Annotated in this window: 14 protein-coding genes; 10 read left to right on the top strand and 4 right to left on the bottom strand. The window is 63.3% G+C overall.

Features of this window, described 5'->3' with window-relative positions:
* The 3 genes from Q0105_RS07805 to purH all read left to right on the top strand — a co-directional run.
* Positions 1-773, top strand: a 773-nt coding sequence (locus tag Q0105_RS07805) for a tRNA-dihydrouridine synthase (RefSeq protein ID WP_298210471.1), incomplete at its 5' end; no start/stop codon positions are given.
* Positions 770-1,003 carry a Fis family transcriptional regulator gene (locus Q0105_RS07800; RefSeq protein WP_063458953.1) on the top strand — a complete coding sequence of 78 codons (234 nt, stop codon included), beginning with the start codon at positions 770-772 and terminating at the stop codon, positions 1,001-1,003. The genes Q0105_RS07805 and Q0105_RS07800, both read left to right, overlap by 4 nt.
* A 94-nt stretch (positions 1,004-1,097) precedes the next feature.
* Positions 1,098-2,699: a bifunctional phosphoribosylaminoimidazolecarboxamide formyltransferase/IMP cyclohydrolase gene (gene purH / locus Q0105_RS07795; RefSeq protein ID WP_298210468.1), complete on the top strand. Its 1,602-nt coding sequence runs from the start codon at positions 1,098-1,100 to the stop codon at positions 2,697-2,699.
* Between the two features lie 64 nt (positions 2,700-2,763).
* Here the strand turns inward: purH and pobA are convergent, their stop codons facing one another.
* The gene (gene pobA / locus Q0105_RS07790; protein ID WP_298210467.1) at positions 2,764-3,948 is read right to left on the bottom strand and encodes a 4-hydroxybenzoate 3-monooxygenase; all 1,185 of its coding nucleotides are present in this window, start codon (positions 3,946-3,948) and stop codon (positions 2,764-2,766) included.
* A 178-nt stretch (positions 3,949-4,126) separates the two neighbouring features.
* Between pobA and Q0105_RS07785 the strand changes: the two genes are divergently transcribed.
* A complete protein-coding gene (locus Q0105_RS07785; RefSeq protein WP_298210466.1) occupies positions 4,127-4,906 on the top strand; it encodes an IclR family transcriptional regulator C-terminal domain-containing protein in 780 nt (259 codons plus the stop codon).
* Positions 4,907-4,981: 75 nt separating this feature from the next.
* Here Q0105_RS07785 and hemL read toward each other — a convergent pair whose 3' ends face one another.
* The gene (gene hemL / locus Q0105_RS07780) at positions 4,982-6,292 is read right to left on the bottom strand and encodes a glutamate-1-semialdehyde 2,1-aminomutase (RefSeq protein ID WP_298210464.1); all 1,311 of its coding nucleotides are present in this window, start codon (positions 6,290-6,292) and stop codon (positions 4,982-4,984) included.
* Complete coding sequence (locus Q0105_RS07775) at positions 6,276-7,235, bottom strand: bifunctional hydroxymethylpyrimidine kinase/phosphomethylpyrimidine kinase (protein WP_298210462.1); 960 nt, start codon at positions 7,233-7,235, stop codon at positions 6,276-6,278. Before Q0105_RS07775 ends, hemL begins: the two co-directional genes overlap by 17 nt.
* Positions 7,236-7,329: 94 nt before the next feature.
* On the opposite strand from Q0105_RS07775, the gene Q0105_RS07770 reads away from it, so the two are divergent.
* Genes Q0105_RS07770 through Q0105_RS07745 form a run of 6 tightly spaced genes read left to right on the top strand, consistent with a single transcriptional unit; the run spans position 7,330 to position 17,379 of the window.
* Positions 7,330-7,503 carry a rubredoxin gene (locus Q0105_RS07770; protein ID WP_082836248.1) on the top strand — a complete coding sequence of 58 codons (174 nt, stop codon included), beginning with the start codon at positions 7,330-7,332 and terminating at the stop codon, positions 7,501-7,503.
* 59 nt (positions 7,504-7,562) lie between these two features.
* Positions 7,563-7,961 (top strand): response regulator, encoded by a 399-nt coding sequence (locus tag Q0105_RS07765; protein ID WP_005796099.1) that lies wholly within the window; start codon positions 7,563-7,565, stop codon positions 7,959-7,961.
* Positions 7,961-8,326, top strand: coding sequence for a response regulator (locus Q0105_RS07760; protein ID WP_010459520.1), 366 nt, complete (start codon positions 7,961-7,963; stop codon positions 8,324-8,326). The genes Q0105_RS07765 and Q0105_RS07760 overlap by 1 nt, the downstream gene beginning before the upstream one ends.
* A gap of 14 nt (positions 8,327-8,340) precedes the next feature.
* Positions 8,341-8,868, top strand: a complete 528-nt coding sequence (locus Q0105_RS07755; protein ID WP_298210456.1) for a chemotaxis protein CheW — start codon at positions 8,341-8,343, stop codon at positions 8,866-8,868.
* 21 nt (positions 8,869-8,889) lie between these two features.
* On the top strand, positions 8,890-11,178 hold the full coding sequence (locus Q0105_RS07750; RefSeq protein WP_298210454.1) for a methyl-accepting chemotaxis protein: 2,289 nt from the start codon (positions 8,890-8,892) through the stop codon (positions 11,176-11,178).
* A gap of 48 nt (positions 11,179-11,226) precedes the next feature.
* The gene (locus Q0105_RS07745; protein ID WP_298210452.1) at positions 11,227-17,379 is read left to right on the top strand and encodes an Hpt domain-containing protein; all 6,153 of its coding nucleotides are present in this window, start codon (positions 11,227-11,229) and stop codon (positions 17,377-17,379) included.
* 62 nt (positions 17,380-17,441) lie between these two features.
* On the opposite strand, the gene Q0105_RS07740 is transcribed toward Q0105_RS07745, so the two are convergent.
* Entirely contained in the window at positions 17,442-18,929 is a 1,488-nt protein-coding gene (locus tag Q0105_RS07740) for a deoxyribodipyrimidine photo-lyase (RefSeq protein WP_298210449.1), read from the bottom strand.
* Positions 18,930-19,006 lie beyond the last annotated feature (77 nt).

Raw genomic sequence — 19,006 nt, 5'->3', positions numbered from 1 at the left:
AGATCATCGACATCAACATGGGCTGCCCGGCCAAGAAGGTGTGCAACAAGTGGGCGGGCTCGGCGCTGATGCAGAACGAAGCCCTGGCGGTAGAAATCGCCGAGGCCGTGGTGCAGGCCTGCGCGCCTTTCAACGTGCCTGTCACGCTGAAGATGCGCACCGGCTGGTGCCAGGAGCACAAGAACGCGGTGCAATTGGCGCGGCAGTTCGAGTCGGTCGGCATCCAGATGCTCACCGTGCATGGCCGCACGCGCGAGCAAGGCTACAAGGGCCACGCAGAGTACGACACCATCGCCGCCGTCAAGGCTGCGGTGAGCGTGCCCGTGGTGGCCAACGGCGATATCACCTCGCCCGAGAAAGCGCGCGATGTGCTGGCCGTCACCGGCGCCGACGCCATCATGATCGGCCGCGCGGCCCAGGGCAGGCCCTGGATCTTCCGCGAGATCGGCCACTTTCTGGCCACGGGCGAGCACCTGGCGCCGCCGCTGGTGGCCGAGGTGCGGCGCCTGTTGCTGGACCACCTGCAAGACCACTACCGCCTGTATGGCGAGCTGACCGGGGTACGCAGTGCGCGCAAGCACATTGCCTGGTACCTGCGTGCGCTGCCCGGCGGCGAGGCCTTCAGGCAACACATCAATACGATCGAAGACTGCACCACGCAGTGGCAGGCCGTGGCCGACCACCTGGACGCCCTCGCGTTACAGATGGACCGGCTGCCCGCTGCCAGTGACGTGGATGCAGAACCAGAAGAACAAGAGGGATTGGCTGCATGAGCAAGAAACACATAGAAGAATGCGTGCGCGAGAGCCTGCAAGGCTACTTTCGCGACCTGGGTGGCGAGACGCCTGATGGCATGTACGACATGCTGGTGCGTGTGGTTGAGAAACCGCTGCTGGAGGTGGTGATGACCCATGCCGACAACAACCAGTCGCGCGCCGCCGAATGGCTGGGCCTGAACCGCAACACCCTGCGCAAGAAATTGGTGGAGCACAAGCTGCTCTGACGTTGTTGTGTCATTTGCTATCTAATTTATAGCTACTAGCGCTTGATGAATAAGCGCTAGGCCCTGTTTTTATTCAAACTCTCCCACCCGTACCATGAACGCACTCCTCTCCGTCTCCGACAAGACCGGCATCGTCGAATTCGCGCAAGCTTTGCATGCGCTGGGCATCAAGCTCTTGTCCACCGGCGGCACCGCCAAGCTGTTGGCCGACAAGGGCCTGCCCGTGACCGAGGTGGCCGAAGTCACCCAGTTCCCTGAGATGCTTGACGGCCGCGTGAAGACCCTGCACCCCAAGGTGCACGGCGGCCTGCTGGCCCGCCGCGAGCTGCCCGAACACATGGCAGCGCTCAAGGAACATGGCATCGACACCATCGACCTGCTGGTGGTCAACCTCTACCCTTTTGAAGCCACCGTGGCCAAGGCCGGTTGCACGCTGGCTGACGCCATCGAGAACATCGACATCGGCGGTCCCGCCATGGTGCGCAGCGCCGCCAAGAACTGGAAGGACGTGGGCGTGATCACCTCGGCCGACCAGTACGAGGCCGTGCTGGCAGAACTGAAGGCGGGCGGCAAGCTGTCTGACAAGCTGCGCTTTGCGCTGTCGGTGGCCGCGTTCAACCGCATCGCCCAGTACGACGGTGCCATCAGCGACTACCTGTCGTCGGTGACGTTCGAAGAAGAAAAACTGTCGGAAACCTACGTGCCCACGCGCGCCCAGTTCCCCGGACAGAGCAATGGCATCTTCACCAAGGTGCAGGATCTGCGCTACGGCGAAAACAGCCACCAACAGGCCGCGCTGTACCGCGACCTGCACCCCGCGCCGGGCTCACTGGTCACTGGCGTGCAGCTGCAGGGCAAGGAGCTGAGCTACAACAACATCGCCGACGCCGACGCGGCCTGGGAATGTGTGAAGAGCTTCGAGGCCGCCGCCTGCGTGATCGTCAAACACGCCAACCCCTGCGGCGTGGCCGTGGGCCTGGATGCCCTGAGCGCCTACAGCAAGGCCTTCCAGACCGACCCCACCAGCGCCTTCGGCGGCATCATCGCGTTCAACCGCGCAGTCGATGGTGCGGCGGCTGCCCAGGTCAGCAAGCAGTTCGTCGAAGTGCTGATGGCGCCCGACTTCACAGCCGAGGCGCTGGAGATCTTCAAAACCAAGGCCAACGTGCGCCTGCTCAAGATCGCGCTGCCAGCACACGGTGGCGCCACCGATTGGGAGCGCGGCCGCAATGCCATGGATGCCAAGCGCATCGGCTCGGGCCTGTTGCTGCAGACTGCCGACAACCACGAACTGTCGCTCATCGACCTCAAGGTCGTAACGAAGAAGCAGCCCACGCTGGAAGAAATGGAAGACCTGCTGTTCGCCTGGAAGGTGGCCAAGTACGTCAAGAGCAACGCCATCGTCTTCTGCAAAGGCGGCATGACCATGGGCGTGGGCGCGGGCCAGATGAGCCGCCTGGACTCGGCCCGCATCGCCAGCATCAAGGCGGGCCATGCAGGCCTGACCCTGCAGGGCACGGCGGTGGCCAGCGATGCCTTCTTCCCCTTCCGTGACGGCCTCGATGTGGTGGTCGATGCAGGCGCCACCTGTGTGATCCAGCCCGGCGGCTCGATGCGCGACAACGAGGTGATTGACGCTGCGAATGAGCGCGGCGTGGCGATGGTGTTCAGCGGCGTGCGCCATTTCCGTCACTGATCTTGATCGGTGAGACACCATGAAAAAACGGCTTCCTCGGAAGCCGTTTTTTGTTGGGCGATCGTCAGGTCCCGAAGTCCATCGGCAGCCCCACATAGTTTTCGGCCAGTGACGTGGACGCAGCACGTGAGTTCACCAGGTAGTCCAACTCGGCCTCTTGCATTTTCTGGCCGAACTCGCCGGTGTCGGGAAACCGGTGCATCAGCGAGGTGAACCACCACGAGAAGCGTTCGGCGCGCCATACGCGGCGCAGGCAGCGGTCGGAGTAAGTGTCGATGCCCACGGCTGATTGGTCGTTGTAGAACTCGGACAGCGCGTTCCACAGGTAGCCCACGTCGCTGGCGGCCAGGTTCAGGCCCTTGGCGCCGGTGGGCGGCACGATGTGGGCGGCGTCGCCCGCGAGGAACATGCGGCCAAAACGCATGGGCTCGGCCACAAAACTTCGCAGCGGGGCGATGCTCATCTCCAGCGCCGGGCCGGTGACCAGGTGCTCGCGCGCCTCTGGGTCGAGCCGGTTGCGCAACTCGGCCCAGAACTGCTCGGTGCTCCACTGCTCCACCTTGTCGGTGGACGGCACCTGCAGGTAGTAGCGGCTGCGTGCGGCGCTGCGCATGCTGCACAGCGCAAAACCGCGCTCGGTGTTGGCGTAGATGAGCTCGTGCGAGACGGGCGGCACATCGGCCAGCACACCCAGCCAGCCGAAGGGGTACACGCGCTCGTAGGTCTTGAGCACATCGGCCGGGGCGCTGGCGCGGCACACGCCGTGAAAGCCATCGCAGCCCGCGATGAAGTCGCAAGCCAACTGGTGCTTCACGCCGTCCTTCTCGTAGTGCACCACGGGATGGTTGCCATCAAAGCCCTCGACCGCCACGTTCTGCGCGTCGTATACGGTGGTCAGCCCTTCGGCGGCGCGGGCGTCCATCAGGTCGCGGGTGACTTCGGTCTGGCCGTACACCATGACGCGGCTGCCGCCGGTGAGCGCGTGCAGGTCGATGCGGTGGCGCTGGCCCTTGAACAGCAATTCGATGCCGTCGTGGGGCAGCCCTTCGGCGTGGGCACGGGCGCCGACGCCAGCTTGATCGAGCAGGTCCATGCTGACCTGCTCCAGCACGCCTGCGCGGATGCGGCCCAGCACATAGGATGGGCTGCGTTGTTCGATGATGACGGCGTCAATGCCGGATTGGTAGAGCAACTGGCCGAGCAGCAGGCCGGCAGGGCCTGCGCCGATGATAGCAACCTGGGTACGCATGGGGTCAACCTCACGGAAACGCGTTGAAGGAACAAGGTCAAGCGTAGGTTGATTCATGTCAATTCTCATCCTGCTCGCACCGCTATCGGGCGATGATTCGAGAGGTTGTGCGATCATCGCGCAATCTTCTGCCGCCTGGCGAGCTTCACCCCATCCAGCGGCCAACCACGATTCCCGTATGACTACCGTTCCTATTGCCAAGGCAGATTTCATCGAAGGCATGGCCAAGGGACTGGCCGTGCTGGAGAGTTTTGACACCGAGCGCCAGCGCCTGAATGCCACGCTGGCAGCGCAGCGCACCGGCCTCACACGCGCTGCGGCGCGGCGGCATCTGCTGACGCTGGCGCACCTGGGGTATCTGGAGACGGATGGCAGCTACTTCTGGCTAGCGCCCAAGGTGCTGCGGTTTTCGGGCAGCTACCTCGCGTCGGCCCGTTTGCCGCGCGTGCTGCAGCCCACGCTCAACCGGCTGGCGGCGCAGACGCAGCAGTCGTTCTCGGCCGTGGTGCTGGATGGCCGCGAGGTGGTGATCGTGGCACGCAGCGGGGTGTATGGCGCGCCGTCGCGTGTGCTCGCCTACGGCCTGCACCTGGGCGCGCGGTTGCCTGCGCACCCCACTTCCACCGGGCGGGTGCTGCTGGCGGCGCTGCCGTCCGCCGAGCTCACGGCCTGGCTTAAGGCCTGCACGTTACAGCGGCTTACGCCCCACACCATCACCCAGGTCAGCCTGTTGCGCCAAGCCATTGCACAGGCACGGCGCAACGACCATTGCCTGGCGGTGGAGGAGCATGAGCTGGGCGTGCACGCGCTGGCCGTGCCTCTGCGCAATCTGCAAGGCGACACGGTGGCCGCGCTCAATGTGGTGGCGTCGCCCAAACAGGTCGATGAGAGCAGCTTGCAGCGCGACATGTTGCCGCTGTTGCAGGAGGCCGCCCGTGAATTGCGGGGGCTGTTGTGAATGCTGCAGCGGTTCGCGCTGGAAAATACTAGTAAAAATAGCCTATAGCGCTTATTGGTAAAGCGTTAACAGCTATCATTTTGATAGTTCTTTGAATACATCCTGTGCGGCTGCTACGGTGGTGGCGATGTCGTCGGGCGTGTGCGCTGCGCTGACAAAACCGGCCTCGTACAGCGCAGGCGCTATATAGATGCCACGATCAAGCAGGCCATGGAACAGTTGGTTGAAGCGCGCACCATCGGTTTTCATGACCTGGGCGTAGTTGCTGGGCAGCGCGGGCATCAGGAAGAAGCCGAACATGCCACCCTCGCAATCGGCGCTGAAGGGCACGCCTTCGGCGGCGGCCGCAGCGGCCAGCCCATCGACCAGCGAGCGCGTGGTGGCCGAGAGCGCATCGAAGAAACCGGGTTTCTTGATCTCGCGCAGCGTGGCCAGGCCGCAGGCCGTGGCCACGGGGTTGCCCGACAGCGTGCCCGCCTGGTAAACGCCACCCAGGGGCGCTAAGTGTTCCATGATGGCGCGCGGCCCGCCAAAGGCTGCCAGCGGCATGCCACCGCCGATCACCTTACCCAGCACCGTGAGGTCGGGCTTGAAGCCGGGGATGGCCTTGGCATACACGCTTTGCGCGCTGCCCAGGGCCACGCGAAAGCCCGTCATCACCTCGTCGAGCACCAGCAGCGCGCCGTACTGCGTGCACAGCTCGCGGCAGCGGCGCATGAAGGGCACGCTGGCACGCACGAAGTTCATGTTGCCCGCAATGGGCTCGATCATCACGCAAGCCAACTCCTTGCCGTGCAGGGCAAAGGCTTCTTCAAGCTGCGGGATGTTGTTGTACTCGAGCACCAGCGTGTGCTGCACCACCTCGGGTGGCACGCCCGCGCTGGTGGCGTTGCCAAACGTGGCCAGGCCCGAGCCGGCCTTGACCAAGAGCGAGTCGGCATGGCCGTGGTAGCAGCCCTCGAACTTGATGAACTTGCTGCGGCCCGTGGCGCCACGCGCGAGGCGGATCGCGCTCATGCCCGCCTCGGTGCCCGAGCTCACGAGGCGAATCATCTCCATCGATGGCACCAGGCTCAGAATCTCCTCGGCCAATTCGACCTCGCGCTCGGTGGGCGCGCCAAAGCTGAAGCCCTCCAGTGCGGCTTTCTGAACGGCTTCAAGCACCGCCGGGTGGCCGTGGCCCAGGATCATCGGGCCCCAGGAGCCGATGTAGTCGATGAAACGCTGGTCGTTGGCGTCCCAGAAGTAGGCGCCCTGCGCGCGTTTGACGAAGCGCGGTGTGCCGCCCACGGCCTTGAAGGCCCGCACGGGCGAATTCACGCCGCCGGGGATCAGCGCCTTGGCGCGCTCGAACAGGGGAATATTGAGATCAGTGTTTGGTGTCATGGGGTGGCATCACAAAGCCTTCAAGGGCCTGTGCTTCGTCAATCAAGGGTTCTTCTTCGTCGCCAGCGGCTTCTTCGTCATCCGGCTGTGCCCAGAACATGCGGTCGGGCACGATGTGGCCCATTCCAGGGCGAAAACCGGCGTCCAGGCAGCGGTCCAGGTAGCCCAGGGCTTCGCTGGTGGCTTCGCCCAGGTCGTTGCCGCTGGCCACCAGGGCGGTGAGTGCGGCCGACAAAGTGTCGCCCGCACCCGAAAAGGTGGCGTCGAACAGCTCAAACTTGCCGCTACCGAGCACGGTTTGGGGCGAAGCGAGCACGTTTTCGACGAACTGCTCGGGCAGAGGGATGCCGGTGACCAGGGTGTAGGGCACGCCCATCTCGGACGCCGCGCGGGCAATGTCCCTGGCGGTGGGGCTTCGGTCGCCCGTCCAGTCGGGCAGCAGCCATCGCCAGAGCGTGCTGTGGTTTCCAACCAACACCGAGGTCTGGGGTAGCAGCAGCTCGCGGAAGGCGTCCAGGTACTCGTCGATCAGCTCGTCACGCCACCATGACAGGTTGGGCATGTAGGCGATCACGGGCACTTCGTCGTAGTCGGTCGTGATCTCGGCGACGGCGCTGATGTTTTCAGGGCTCCCCACAAATCCGACCTTGATGGCCTGCACGGGCAGGTCTTCGAGCACCGCGCGCGCCTGCTCGGCCACGGCCTCGTCGTCAAAGCTGAAATAGTCAAAAATTTGTGCTGTGTCGCGGGCGTACGCGCCAGTGACCACCGCAATCGGATGCCCGCCCACCGAGGCAATGGTGGTGATGTCTGCGGTCAGTCCCCCGGCACCGCTGGGGTCGCTGGCATTGAATACGAGCACACAGGCCGGGCTCGCTTCTTCCGCGCCGTCGTCTTCAATATCGATGGTTTCTGAGGGGGGAGGAGATACTTTGATGGTCATGGACCAGATCCTGCTGAAAGGGTGGCACGGAAGCTGCAGGCGGCTGAGATCACTAGATACAATCGTTGCATTCTATGTGAAGGCCCTTTAAGCTGTGACCGACTCTAAAACTTGGATGTGTTTGATTTGCGGCTGGATTTATGACGAGGCCGAGGGTTCGCCCGAGCACGGCATTGCTCCCAACACACCATGGGACCAGGTCCCAATGAATTGGACCTGTCCGGAATGTGGTGCCCGCAAGGAAGATTTCGAGATGGTTCAGATTTGAGACGCCTCAGCACTATTTGCTGCGGCGTTGTTTATTTTCTCCATCGGGAGCAGTGACAATTGACTACAACAGGCGCATCTTTCAAAGTGCTCGTGGTGGATGACAGCAATACCATCCGCCGAAGCGCCGAGATTTTTCTCAAACAAGGGGGGCATGAGGTATTGTTGGCCGATGACGGCTTCGATGCCTTGGCCAAGGTCAATGATTACCAGCCACAGCTGATTTTTTGCGACATCCTCATGCCCAAGCTCGATGGGTACCAGACCTGCGCCATCATCAAGCGCAATGCCCGTTTTGCAGATACTCCGGTGGTAATGCTGTCTTCTAAGGACGGCGTGTTCGACAAGGCGCGCGGGCGCATGGTCGGCTGCCAGGAATATCTCACCAAGCCATTTACCAAAGACCAACTGTTGCAGGCCGTTCAACAGTTTGGCAATTCCCAACAAGGAGCCATGTAATGCCCATTCAGAAAGTACTGGTCGTCGACGACTCGAAGACCGAGTTGATGTTTTTGACGGACCTGCTTCAGAAAAAAGGCATGCAAGTTCGTACTGCAGAAAATGCTGACGAAGCATTTCGCCGTTTGGCCGAAGAAAAACCCGACCTGATTTTGATGGACGTGGTCATGCCAGGCCAAAATGGTTTTCAGCTCACGCGTGCCATTACCCGTGACCCGCTGTATGCCGATGTACCCATCATCATGTGCACCAGCAAAAACCAGGAAACAGACCGCGTCTGGGGCATGCGCCAAGGGGCGCGTGGCTATATCACCAAGCCGGTTGATCCCGCCGAGTTGCAGGCGAAAATTGACGCTCTGAACTAAGGCCGCGTGCGTTCATGGCCAATCGCGAAGCCCTAAGAGAGCTCCAGACCCGACTTGCCAGTCGCCTTCAGGCTGCGAAAAGCGAAGGCACGTCTGTTTCATCCTGGTTGGCCGTGGAGTCCGCCGGGAATTTCTACTTGCTGCCGCTAGGGCAGTCCGGCGAGATTTTCCCCTGGGTTTCCGTCCAGGCCGTGCCTTACACCCAGAGCTGGTTTCTGGGTGTTGCCAACCTGCGTGGCGGTTTGGTGGGCGTGGTGGACCTGGCAGGGCTCATGGGTTCTGAGGCGCCACGCACCGAGCAGGCCTTGGCTGAAGCCAGCTTGTTGGCCTTCAACGCGGCATTGGAAGTCAACGCCGCGCTGCTGGTAGACCGCTTGGCGGGGCTGCGCGGAACCGATGCCTTTGTCTCGTCTGAGCCGCCTGCCGAGGATGCGCCCAGCTTCTTTGGTACCACCTATATCGATTCCAGCGGCACACGCTGGCAGGAGCTGAACTTGCAGATCCTGTCCCAAAATTCCGCTTTCCTGAGCATCAGTGCTTGAGTTTTTCTGTAAGGCTGCACCATGTCCGTCGTCAATCAATTTGGAAAACTGTTCAACCGGAAACCCACCGCGTCGGATACAGGCGTGGCCGTCAGTGCGGCTGACGATGGGCAGGACCTCCTGGCCACGGGTTCGCTGGATGGCTCGCAGTTGCGCGAGTCCTACCAGGTGGACGCCATGAACAGCGTGCAGGGTGATCCCGATGGATATGCGCCCGAACAGGCTGCGGCCGAGACAGATGACGACCTGATTTCCCTGCCCCTTTTGGGGCGCTCGACCCCCGCAGGCCACCAGCGCCGCTTGCTGGCCTTGTTGGCCGTGGGTGTGTTGGTGCTGGGCGCCATTGCTTTTTGGGTGCTGCAGCAGGCCGATCGCTCCGCGCAGCAGCTCGCTGCTACCGGTCAGTCGCTGATGCAGTCGCAGCGTCTGGCCAAGTCAGTGTCGCAGGCCCTGGTGGGGAGCCCGCAGGCTTTCCCTGACGTGGTGGAAAGCTCTGGCGTGCTGGCGCGCAATGTGCGCGCCCTGAACGCGGGTGACAACGAACTGGGCGTGCAGTCGCTGGGCGAGCCTTTCAAGCCGGACCTGGATGCCGTCAATCCGCTGATGGAGCGCGCAGAGCGCAACGCCAGCGTCGTGATGGGGCAGCAGAAGATTCTGACCCAGGTGGGTGATGCTCTGCGCACCATCAACCGCCAATCGTCCGACCTGCTGGAAATCGCCGAGACGGTGTCTTCGCTCAAGCTGCAGCAAAATGCCCCGGCCGCGGAAATCTCCGCTGCTGGTCAGTTGGTGATGTTGACCCAGCGTATTGGTAAGTCGGCCAACGAATTCCAGACCATGGAGGGCGTCAGCCCCGAGGCCGTGTTCTTGTTGGGCAAGGACTTGAACTCTTTCAAGGAAATCGCCCAAGGCCTGCTGGATGGCAGCCCTGAGCTGCGCCTAGCCGCCACCAAGGACGCGCAAACCCGCGAACAGCTCGAAGCGCTGATCAAGCTCTATGAGCAGACCCGCACGCAGGCCAGCGCCATTCTGGGCAACCTGCAAGGCCTGGTGTCTGCCCGTGAAGCGCAATCGGCCATCATTGCCGACAGCGAACCACTGCGCCGCCAACTGGAAGGCTTGCAGAGCAAGCTGTCCGCCCAAACCGGTTTGGGTGCCGGTCAAGTCGCTGCCCTGGTGCTGGCTGGCCTGTTCGTGTTGCTGTGCGGTATCGGCATTTCGCGTGTTCAACTGCTGGACAGCCGGGGCCGTCAGAACGCTGCCGAAACGCAGCAAAAGGATGCCAAGCGCCAGGAGCAGGAAGCCAAGCGCGTCAATGACGCCAACCAGGCCGCCATTTTGCGTTTGATGAACGAACTGCAAACGGTTGCTGAAGGGGACTTGACCCAAGAAGCCACGGTGACGGAAGACATCACTGGCGCTATTGCCGACTCGGTGAACTACACGGTGGAAGAACTGCGCCAACTGGTGGGCAGCGTGCAGAACACAGCGACCCGCGTGGCGCAGACGACCGCCCAGGTGGACAACACCTCCACCGAACTGTTGGCAGCTTCGACGGAACAACTGCGCGAAATTCGCGAAACCGGCCGCTCGGTGCTGGACATGGCGACCCGAATCAACGAAGTATCCACGCAGGCGCAAGAGTCCGCCACGGTGGCCCGCCAATCGCTGCAAGCCGCTGACTCTGGTCTGCAAGCCGTGCAGAACGCCATCGGCGGTATGAATTCCATCCGCGACCAGATCCAGGACACCTCCAAGCGCATCAAGCGCCTGGGCGAATCCTCGCAGGAGATCGGTGAAATCACGGAGCTGATTTCCGACATTACCGAACAAACGAACGTGCTGGCTCTGAACGCAGCCATCCAGGCCGCGTCCGCCGGTGAAGCCGGTCGCGGCTTCTCGGTGGTGGCGGAAGAAGTGCAGCGTCTTGCTGAACGTTCCGCTGACGCTACGCGCCAGATTTCGGCCCTGGTGAAAGCCATTCAGACCGATACGCAGGATGCCGTGGCCGCTATGGAGCGTTCCACGCAGGGTGTGGTGGAAGGGGCCCGACTGTCTGATAGCGCCGGTACCGCTCTGACCGAGATTGACCGCGTGTCGCGCCGCCTGGCCGAACTGATTGAGCAGATTTCGTCTTCGACCTCCAAAGAAGCAGTTCTGGCCAATGAAGTGGCCGACAACATTCAGCACATTTTCGCGGTGACCGAGCAGACGGGTGAAGGTACCCGCACTACGGCGCAACAGGTCCGCGAACTTTCGCACATGGCTGAAGAACTGCGCCAATCGGTGGCCCGGTTCAAGATCGCCTGACAGCAGTAGCCATCAACCAGCTGGCTCATCGCAGCCGGGGACGAATCCATGTCATCTATTGATGTCAATAATGCGCCGGCCGTAGAAGGGACCCAGACCGATCAAGACCTGGGTCCTTTGGCTTGGGTGCTTGACGAACTGCGTAAATCGCTGGACGGCGCGGTCAAGGCCATGCGCCGTTTCGTGCGCGATGCCGAAGTCGCGCGAGAGTCCGATCTGGCTGCGTTGGACGCTGGCGCCTTGCGCATTGCGCGCCAGCAACTGCACCAGGCTTCCGGTGCGTTGGAGATGGTGGGCATGGGGCCCCCGGCTTTGGTCCTTCGGTCCATGGAGTCGGCTGTCCAGAAGTTTGTTCAACGCCCCGAAACTTGCAGCGACGAAGCTGCGGCCGTGATCGAGCGCGCAAGTTTTGCGCTGATTGAATACCTTGAGACCGTGCTGGCAGGCAAATCGGTCTCGCCCGTGGCACTGTTCCCGCAGTACCGTGACGCACAAGCGCTCGCGGGCGCTGATCGTGTGCATCCTGCGGACTTGTGGCCCGTGGAGCGCCGTTTCCGCGAACCCGAGGGGGTCGTGAACATGCCGCCGCTGCCCTATGGGGCCGAGGCGCGCGCGCGCCTGGATGCGGCCGTGTTGCGCATTGTCAAGTCGGGCGATCTCAAGGCGTCGTTGAGTCTGCGGGACACCTGTCTTCGTTTCGTGGCTGCGCAAACGGATCGCCAGTCGCGCGCTTTCTGGAAGATTTGCGCCGGTTTCTTTGAAGCATTCGGGTTTGGCCTGCTGCCTCCCGATGTGTACGTCAAGCGTGTGGCATCGCGTGTGTTGATGCAGTATGCGACGCTTGCCAAAGGTGACCCGACCATTGTGGACCGTCTGGTCCAGGATCTGCTTTTCTTCTGCGCACAAGCCAAGATCTCGGAGTTGCCCGACGATGCCGCGCCCTCGCTGCAGGCCGTGCGCCAGGCGTTTGGCCTTGATCGCTTCAAACCCGTGGACTATGAAACCGCCCGCTTTGGCCGGTTTGATCCAGCGGTGTTGGCCCAGGCGCGCAAGCGCATTGCCGCTGCCACAGAGACATGGTCTGCGCTGGCTGGCGGCGACCGCAACAAGCTCAAGCCAGCGGCAGACCAGTTCAGCCTGGTGTGTGATTCGCTGCGCAAGCTGCACCCTGGCAGCGAGAACCTGGCGCAGGCGCTGACGCGCGCGCTGGACTCCACCACCCGTTCGGGCGAGCCGCCATCTGCGGCCTTGGCGATGGAGGTTGCGACCTCGGTGTTGTATCTGCAAGCGGCGTTTGAAGAGTTGGATGCCGCTGATGACCAGATGGAAGCCCGTGCCGCCCGCCTGGCGGAGCGTCTTGATGCCGTGAGCGCCGGTGCGGAGCCAGAGCCGCTGGAGCCTTGGATGGAGGAGCTGTACCGCCGGGTCAGCGACAACCAGACCATGGGCAGCGTGGTGGACGAGTTGCGTGTCACCCTGGGCGAGGCTGAAAAAGCCATGGACCAGTTTTTCCGCAACCCCACGGACACGGCCGTCTTGGCCACCGTGCCCGGACATCTCGCTCAGATGCGTGGCGTGCTGTCGGTGCTCGGGCTGGACCAGGCCTCCCTGGCGGTGGTCCGTATGCGCGACACGGTAGAGCGGTTGCTCATCAATGAAGTGCCCGCAGAAGGCCGCCAAGCGGTTTTCGAGAAGCTCGGCAACAGCTTGGGCGCCCTGGGCTTCCTGATCGATATGCTGAGCTACCAGCGCACCATGGCGCGCAAGCTTTTTGTGTATGACGAGGAGTTGGGAGAGCTGCGCATTCTCATGGGCAAGACCCGTGCGCGTGCGTCTGATGCCATGGACGAGGCACCTACCCGACTGGAGGGGCGCTCTGCCACTCTTGTGCCCGATGTACTGCCCCGTTTTCCGGTGCCGGAGCAGGTCAGCGCCCCTACGGATTTCGCGCCCTTCCTCGATTTTGAGTCCGCAGCCGATGGTGGTGCGCCGTCGCAGCCCGCAGCCCTGGCATCAGACATCTCCTTTGATGCTCCAGCGCCCTCTGCCAAGGCCCCAGAGCCTGGGCCCGAGGTGGAAGACGAGCTTCTGGATGTGTTCCTGGAGGAAGCGCGCGAGGTGGTGGTCAACGGTTTGGCCGCTATCGATGTGCTCAAGGACGAGCCAGGCAATCTCAGCGAACAGACCACGCTGCGCCGCGCGTTCCATACGCTCAAAGGCAGCTCGCGCATGGTGGGCCTCAATGACTTCGGCGAAGCCGCCTGGTCGATGGAGCAGGTCCTGAACGTCTGGCTCGCCGAGCAAAAGCCGATGGAGCCTGGGTTGCTGCAACTGTCCTCGGACGCCTTGCAAGCCTTTGGCCGATGGGCTGATGACATTGCTGCAGGCAGCGCGGCTGGCTGGGACACGGAAACCTTCCGCAAGTCGGCAGATGCCATGCGCCTTGACGGCACGCTGGTCCCATTGATGGTGCCTGGTGGCAGCGCGGCGGCACCGGTTGCAGCCGCTGTGCCCGAGGCCGAATCCGAGCCTGCCGTGGAACTGGCGCAGGAACCCGTGGTGCCAGTGCCTGCTGAGTCTGTGGAGCCGGTGGCTGACGAGGTCGCCGAACTGACCGAAGACGAGTTGGCCATGCTGGATTTCCAGGCCACCGAGATTTCGGACCACGTACCCGAAGCGCAGGTGCCTGCGGTGCCCGAGGTGGCCGAAGACATCGACTTCTCTGTCTTCAGCGCTGCGCTGAACGAGGCGTCGGCTGAACCCGCTGTGGTGGACCCTTCCAGTGCCGATTTCGTGCTGGACCTCGAACTGCCCGATCTGGATCTGCCTGCCGCAGAGCCCGCAGTTGTTGATGAGGCCCACGTGCAAGCAGCGGCAGCGGAGCCGCTGGTGGACGGCCTTATCGAGGTGCCTTCCCAGTTCGACGACGACATCAGCGCCGAAGCAAAGGTGTCGGACCCTGCACCGGAAACCCTGGATATCGAAGCCTTGGAGCGGTTGCTGGACGACGCAGACGCTGTAGAGCCCGCGCCTCCTTCTGCGGCCATCGAGAGCGATGCCGAGGCAGCCGAGCCCGCGCCGGAAATGGCCCATCTTCTGGAGGCCTTGCCGCCGCAGGAGGAAATCGCCAACGACGAAGCCGTCAAGGTGATTGATTCGTTGCGCATCAGCATTCCGCTGTACAACGTGTACCTGAACGAGGCCGACGAATGGTCGCGCCGTCTGGTCACTTGCCTGCAGGAGTGGTCGCTGGAACTGCATGAGCCTCTGCCCGACATGGCGGTGGCGCTGTCGCATTCGCTGGCCGGCAGCTCTGCCACCGTGGGCTTCTCTGCGTTGTCAGAGCTCGCGCGGCGGCTGGAACATGCCATGCAGCATGTGCAGTTGCAGTCCGGTGGCACCGCGGAGCAGGCCTTGGCTTTCATGGGCGCGGCAGAAGACATCCGCCGCCTGTTGCACCAGTTTGCTGCAGGATTCCTCAAGGAGCCCAACGAGGAGGTGCTGGAGCAACTCCGCCAGATCCTGGAAGCCGAGGTGGTCACCACCTTGTCGCCCCCTGAGGAGGATGCCGCGGAGGCTTTCCCGGTCGATATGGCAGAGCCCGTGGTCGCAGAGCAGGAGCTCGCCGCGCCGCCGTCTGACGACGAGCCTGAAGCTTTTGCCGAGGCAACCCTGGAGCCCGCTCCGGCCATTGTTGCGCAAGGCCATGTGGCGCCTGCGCTGTCTGTGGTGGCCCATGATCAGGACCAATTGATCGACGACGCTATCGCCCATGCCGTGGCGTTGTCCTCGGACGTGGACGACGACATCGATGCCATCGACGTCATCGACCCGGACCTGTTCCCGATCTTCGAGGAAGAAGCTGCGGAGTTGTTGCCCCAATTGGGTGGCGCGCTGCGCCAGTGGGCCTCGCGGCCCGACAACCTCAGCGCCCGCAGCGAAGTGTTGCGTGCCCTGCACACGCTCAAGGGCAGCTCGCGTCTGGCCGGTGCCATGCGCCTGGGCGAAATGGCCCACCGGTTGGAATCCGCGATCGAGCATCTGGATGTCGAAACGGTAACGGCTGACCAAATCGATCCTCTGCAAGCGAGTTTTGACGGCCTGCAAGCGAACTTCGATGCCCTGCGTGCCATTGGCCAAGGGCCCGCCGATACGGTGGTCTCCATGCCTGTGGATGCTTCGCGCAGCCGCCTGGACGCGGCCGAGGAGTCCGTGGCTCCCGCTGCGGCGGCGACGAAAAACGTGTCTCCCGCCACCCCGGCGATTCCCGCGGTGCGCCTGCCTGGCCCTTCGCAGCTTGCGCCGTTGCGCGTGGCTGCCAGCCAGTCGGTGCGTGTGCGTGCGCAGTTGCTTGATCGCTTGGTCAACCAGGCGGGCGAGGTGATGATCAGCCGTTCGCGCCTGGATGCGCGCCTGGGGCAGTTTCGTGGCTCGCTCACGGATCTTTCGGGCAACCTCGACAGGTTGCGCCAGCAACTGCGCGATATTGAAGTGCAGGCCGAATCGCAGATGCAGTCGCGCCTGGCCTTGTCGAAGGACTCGGCCGCTGGGTTCGATCCGCTGGAGTTCGACCGCTTCACACGTGTGCAGGAGCTCACCCGCATGATGGCCGAGTCGGTGAACGACGTGGCCACGGTGCAGCGCAACCTGCAGCGCGCCATGGAAGGCGCCGAAGACGATCTGATCGCCCAGGGCCGCCAGGCGCGGGAGCTGCAGCGCGATCTGCTGCGCACCCGCATGGTGGAGTTCGAGGGCATTGCCGAGCGTCTCTACGCTGTGGTGCGCCAGGCCTCCAAGGAAACCGGAAAACAAATCAAGCTGGACATCACCGGCGGCTCCATCGAAATGGACCGTGGTGTGCTGGACCGCATGACACCCGCTTTCGAGCACTTGCTGCGCAACTGCGTTGCCCACGGCATTGAAGACCCCGAGGTGCGGGTTGCCGCAGGTAAATCGGCGTCCGGAACGATCACGGTGGATCTGCACCACGAAGGCAACGACGTTTCGGTCGAATTCCGCGACGACGGCGCAGGCCTGAACCTGCCCCGTATCCGCGAAAAGGCGATGGCGCAGGGCATCGTAGAGCCCGGTGTGGAACTCAGCGATGGCGATGCGGCCAATCTGATCTTCATGCCTGGTTTCTCCACAGCATCAGAGGTGACGGGCCTGGCCGGGCGTGGTATCGGCATGGACGTGGTCCGCTCTGAAATCAATGCGCTTGGTGGCCGTATCGAGACATCGACCGAGGCGGGCAAGGGCGCCGCGTTCCGCATGGTGCTGCCATTGACCACGGCGGTGACGCAGGTGGTGATGCTGCGCAGCGGTGACCTGGCCGTGGGCGTTCCCGCCAACGTGGTGGAAATCGTGCGCCGTACTTCGATGGCCGATCTGGAGGAGGCCTACCGCACAGGCGTCTTTGACGACGGCACGGAAAAAATTCCGTTCTTCTGGTCGGGCGCGCTGCTGCAGTCCTCTGTGCGCAGCAACGAGCCTGCGGGCAAGACCCGCCCCGTGGTGATCTTCCGAAGCGCGGCGCAGCGTATCGCCTTGCACGTGGACGAAGTGCTGGGCAACCAGGAAGTCGTGGTGAAGAACCTCGGGCCGCAACTGTCTCGCCTGCCAGGGTTGGCCGGGATGTCGGTGTTGGCTTCGGGGGCCGTGGTGCTGATCTACAACCCCGTGGCGCTGGCCACGGTGTATGGCGACCAGGTGCGCGCCGCCAGCGAGGGCATGGCTCCCGTTGCCGAGGCGGATGGTGGCGATGGTGCTGGCACGGGCAAATCCGTGGTATCCCCCCAATTGGCGGGGGCCAGTCAGGTGCCGCTGGTGCTGGTGGTGGACGATTCCATCACCGTGCGCCGCGTTACGCAGCGCCTGCTGCAGCGCGAAGGCTACCGCGTGGCGTTGGCGGCCGATGGCCTGCAGGCGCTGGAGCGGCTGCAGGACGAGCGCCCCACCGTTGTGCTGTCGGACATCGAAATGCCCCGCATGGATGGCTTCGATCTGGCGCGCAACATCCGTGCAGACGGTGCCTTGCGTGACCTGCCGATCATCATGATCACCTCGCGCATCGCCGAAAAGCACCGCGAGCATGCGATGGAACTGGGCGTGAACCACTATCTGGGCAAGCCTTATTCGGACGAAGAGCTGCTGAGCCTGATTCAGCACTACGCCCGCATCGCGGCGGCTGCGGAGGCCTGACCGGCTCCCCGCACGCATCCACAGGCTCTGCCTTTTCGGGCGGGCCTGTGGTGCGCAGCGCTTCAGGCTGCTGTGGCCGTCTTCACCACTGCATACCGCGCCAGTGTCCGCTGCCGCGCGGCTTCATGGTCCACGACCGGCCACGGGTAGTTGCTACCCAACTGAATCCCTGCTTCCTGTAACTCCAACGGGCGCGCCAGCCAGGGCGCATGCAATGCCTTGGCGGGCAGCCCTGCCAGTTGCGGCAGATAGCGGCGGATGAATTGACCCTGTGGGTCGAACTTCTCGCTCTGGCTGACCGGGTTGAAGATGCGGAAATACGGCTGGGCATCGCACCCGCTGGAGCTGGCCCATTGCCAGCCGCCGTTGTTGGCGGCCAGATCGAAGTCATTGAGGTGCGTGGCAAAGTAGGCCTCGCCCCGGCGCCAGTCCAGCCCCAAATCCTTCACCAGAAAGCTGGCCACCACCATGCGCAGGCGGTTGTGCATATAGCCCGTCTGGTTGAGTTGTGCCATGGCGGCATCCACCAGCGGGTAGCCCGTGCGGCCCTCGCACCAGGCCGCAAACAGCGTGTCAGCCTCTGGGCCTGATTCCCACGCGATGGCATCGTACGCGGGCTTGAAGCTGTGGCCGACCACGTGGGGGTGGTGGTAGAGGATCTGAAAGTAGAAGTCGCGCCAGATCAGCTCGCTGAGCCAGGTGGCGGCGCCGGGGTTGCCTTCGCTCATGAGCCGGTGCGCGGTGCGGGCCACAAGGCGCGGCGAGAGGGTGCCAAAACGCAGGTGCACGCTGAGGTAGCTGGGGCCCTTGATGGCCGGAAAGTCGCGCGTGTCGCCGTAGCGTTCGATGCGGCGCAGAAAATCGTCGAACAGCTGCCGCGCACCGCTGGCACCGGTGGGTAGTTTGGGCTGTGACGCCGGGGCGGGCTCGAACCCCAACGTTGCCAGCGTGGGCACCGGTTGGCCCAGTTGTGGTGGGCGTGGTGCCAGGCGGTGCGTGTGGCGCTCCACGGGGTAGCCTTTGAGCTGAAAGGCATCGATCTTTTTCAGCCATGCATTCTTGTAGGGCGTGAACACGCTGTAGGGGCTGCCGGTTTGCGTCAGTACCTCGCTGCGCTCCAGCAGGGTGTGGTCCTTGAAGGTGTGAAAAGCCCTTCCCGCAGCAGCCAGCCGCGTGCGCACCAGGCCGTCGCGCTCCAGGGCCTGGGGCTCGTCATCGTGGTTGGCAAACACGGCCTGTACCCCCAGCGTGTCTGCCAGCGTGGGAATGGCCTCGCTGGCCACTGCATGCAGCACGATCAGCCCAGCCTGGCCATGCCCCGAAAGGGTGCGCAGCGATGCATCCAGCTCCACCAGCGATTCGCGGATGAACGCCACGCGCCGGTCCATGTGTGGCAGGGCGTCGAGGATCTCGCGGTCAAAAACAAAGGTGCAATACACCTGCTGGCATTGGGTCAGCGCGCGGTAGAGCGCGGCCTGGTCCTGCGCACGCAGGTCGCGCCGGAACCAGACAAGGCCGCTGGGGTAGGAGGGCTCGGAGTGGGGTGCCATGTTCACCGTTAAAATTGGAACATGTCTTTCGATTCTGCGCCCATCAACCTGACGCATCACTTCCTGATCGCGATGCC

This window comes from Acidovorax sp. (assembly GCF_027492855.1).
In the GTDB taxonomy this organism is placed as follows: domain Bacteria; phylum Pseudomonadota; class Gammaproteobacteria; order Burkholderiales; family Burkholderiaceae_C; genus Acidovorax.
The sequence above is the reverse complement of the archived record's forward strand: the minus strand, read 5'-3'. Positions and strand labels throughout refer to the sequence as shown.

Coding starts and splice junctions, on each gene's coding strand:
- Q0105_RS07800 (WP_063458953.1), top strand. CDS start 770: ATGAGCAAGAAACACATAGAAGAATGCGTGCGCGAGAGCCTGCAAGGC.
- purH (WP_298210468.1), top strand. CDS start 1,098: ATGAACGCACTCCTCTCCGTCTCCGACAAGACCGGCATCGTCGAATTC.
- pobA (WP_298210467.1), bottom strand. CDS start 3,948: ATGCGTACCCAGGTTGCTATCATCGGCGCAGGCCCTGCCGGCCTGCTG.
- Q0105_RS07785 (WP_298210466.1), top strand. CDS start 4,127: ATGACTACCGTTCCTATTGCCAAGGCAGATTTCATCGAAGGCATGGCC.
- hemL (WP_298210464.1), bottom strand. CDS start 6,292: ATGACACCAAACACTGATCTCAATATTCCCCTGTTCGAGCGCGCCAAG.
- Q0105_RS07775 (WP_298210462.1), bottom strand. CDS start 7,235: ATGACCATCAAAGTATCTCCTCCCCCCTCAGAAACCATCGATATTGAA.
- Q0105_RS07760 (WP_010459520.1), top strand. CDS start 7,961: ATGCCCATTCAGAAAGTACTGGTCGTCGACGACTCGAAGACCGAGTTG.
- Q0105_RS07755 (WP_298210456.1), top strand. CDS start 8,341: ATGGCCAATCGCGAAGCCCTAAGAGAGCTCCAGACCCGACTTGCCAGT.
- Q0105_RS07750 (WP_298210454.1), top strand. CDS start 8,890: ATGTCCGTCGTCAATCAATTTGGAAAACTGTTCAACCGGAAACCCACC.
- Q0105_RS07745 (WP_298210452.1), top strand. CDS start 11,227: ATGTCATCTATTGATGTCAATAATGCGCCGGCCGTAGAAGGGACCCAG.
- Q0105_RS07740 (WP_298210449.1), bottom strand. CDS start 18,929: ATGGCACCCCACTCCGAGCCCTCCTACCCCAGCGGCCTTGTCTGGTTC.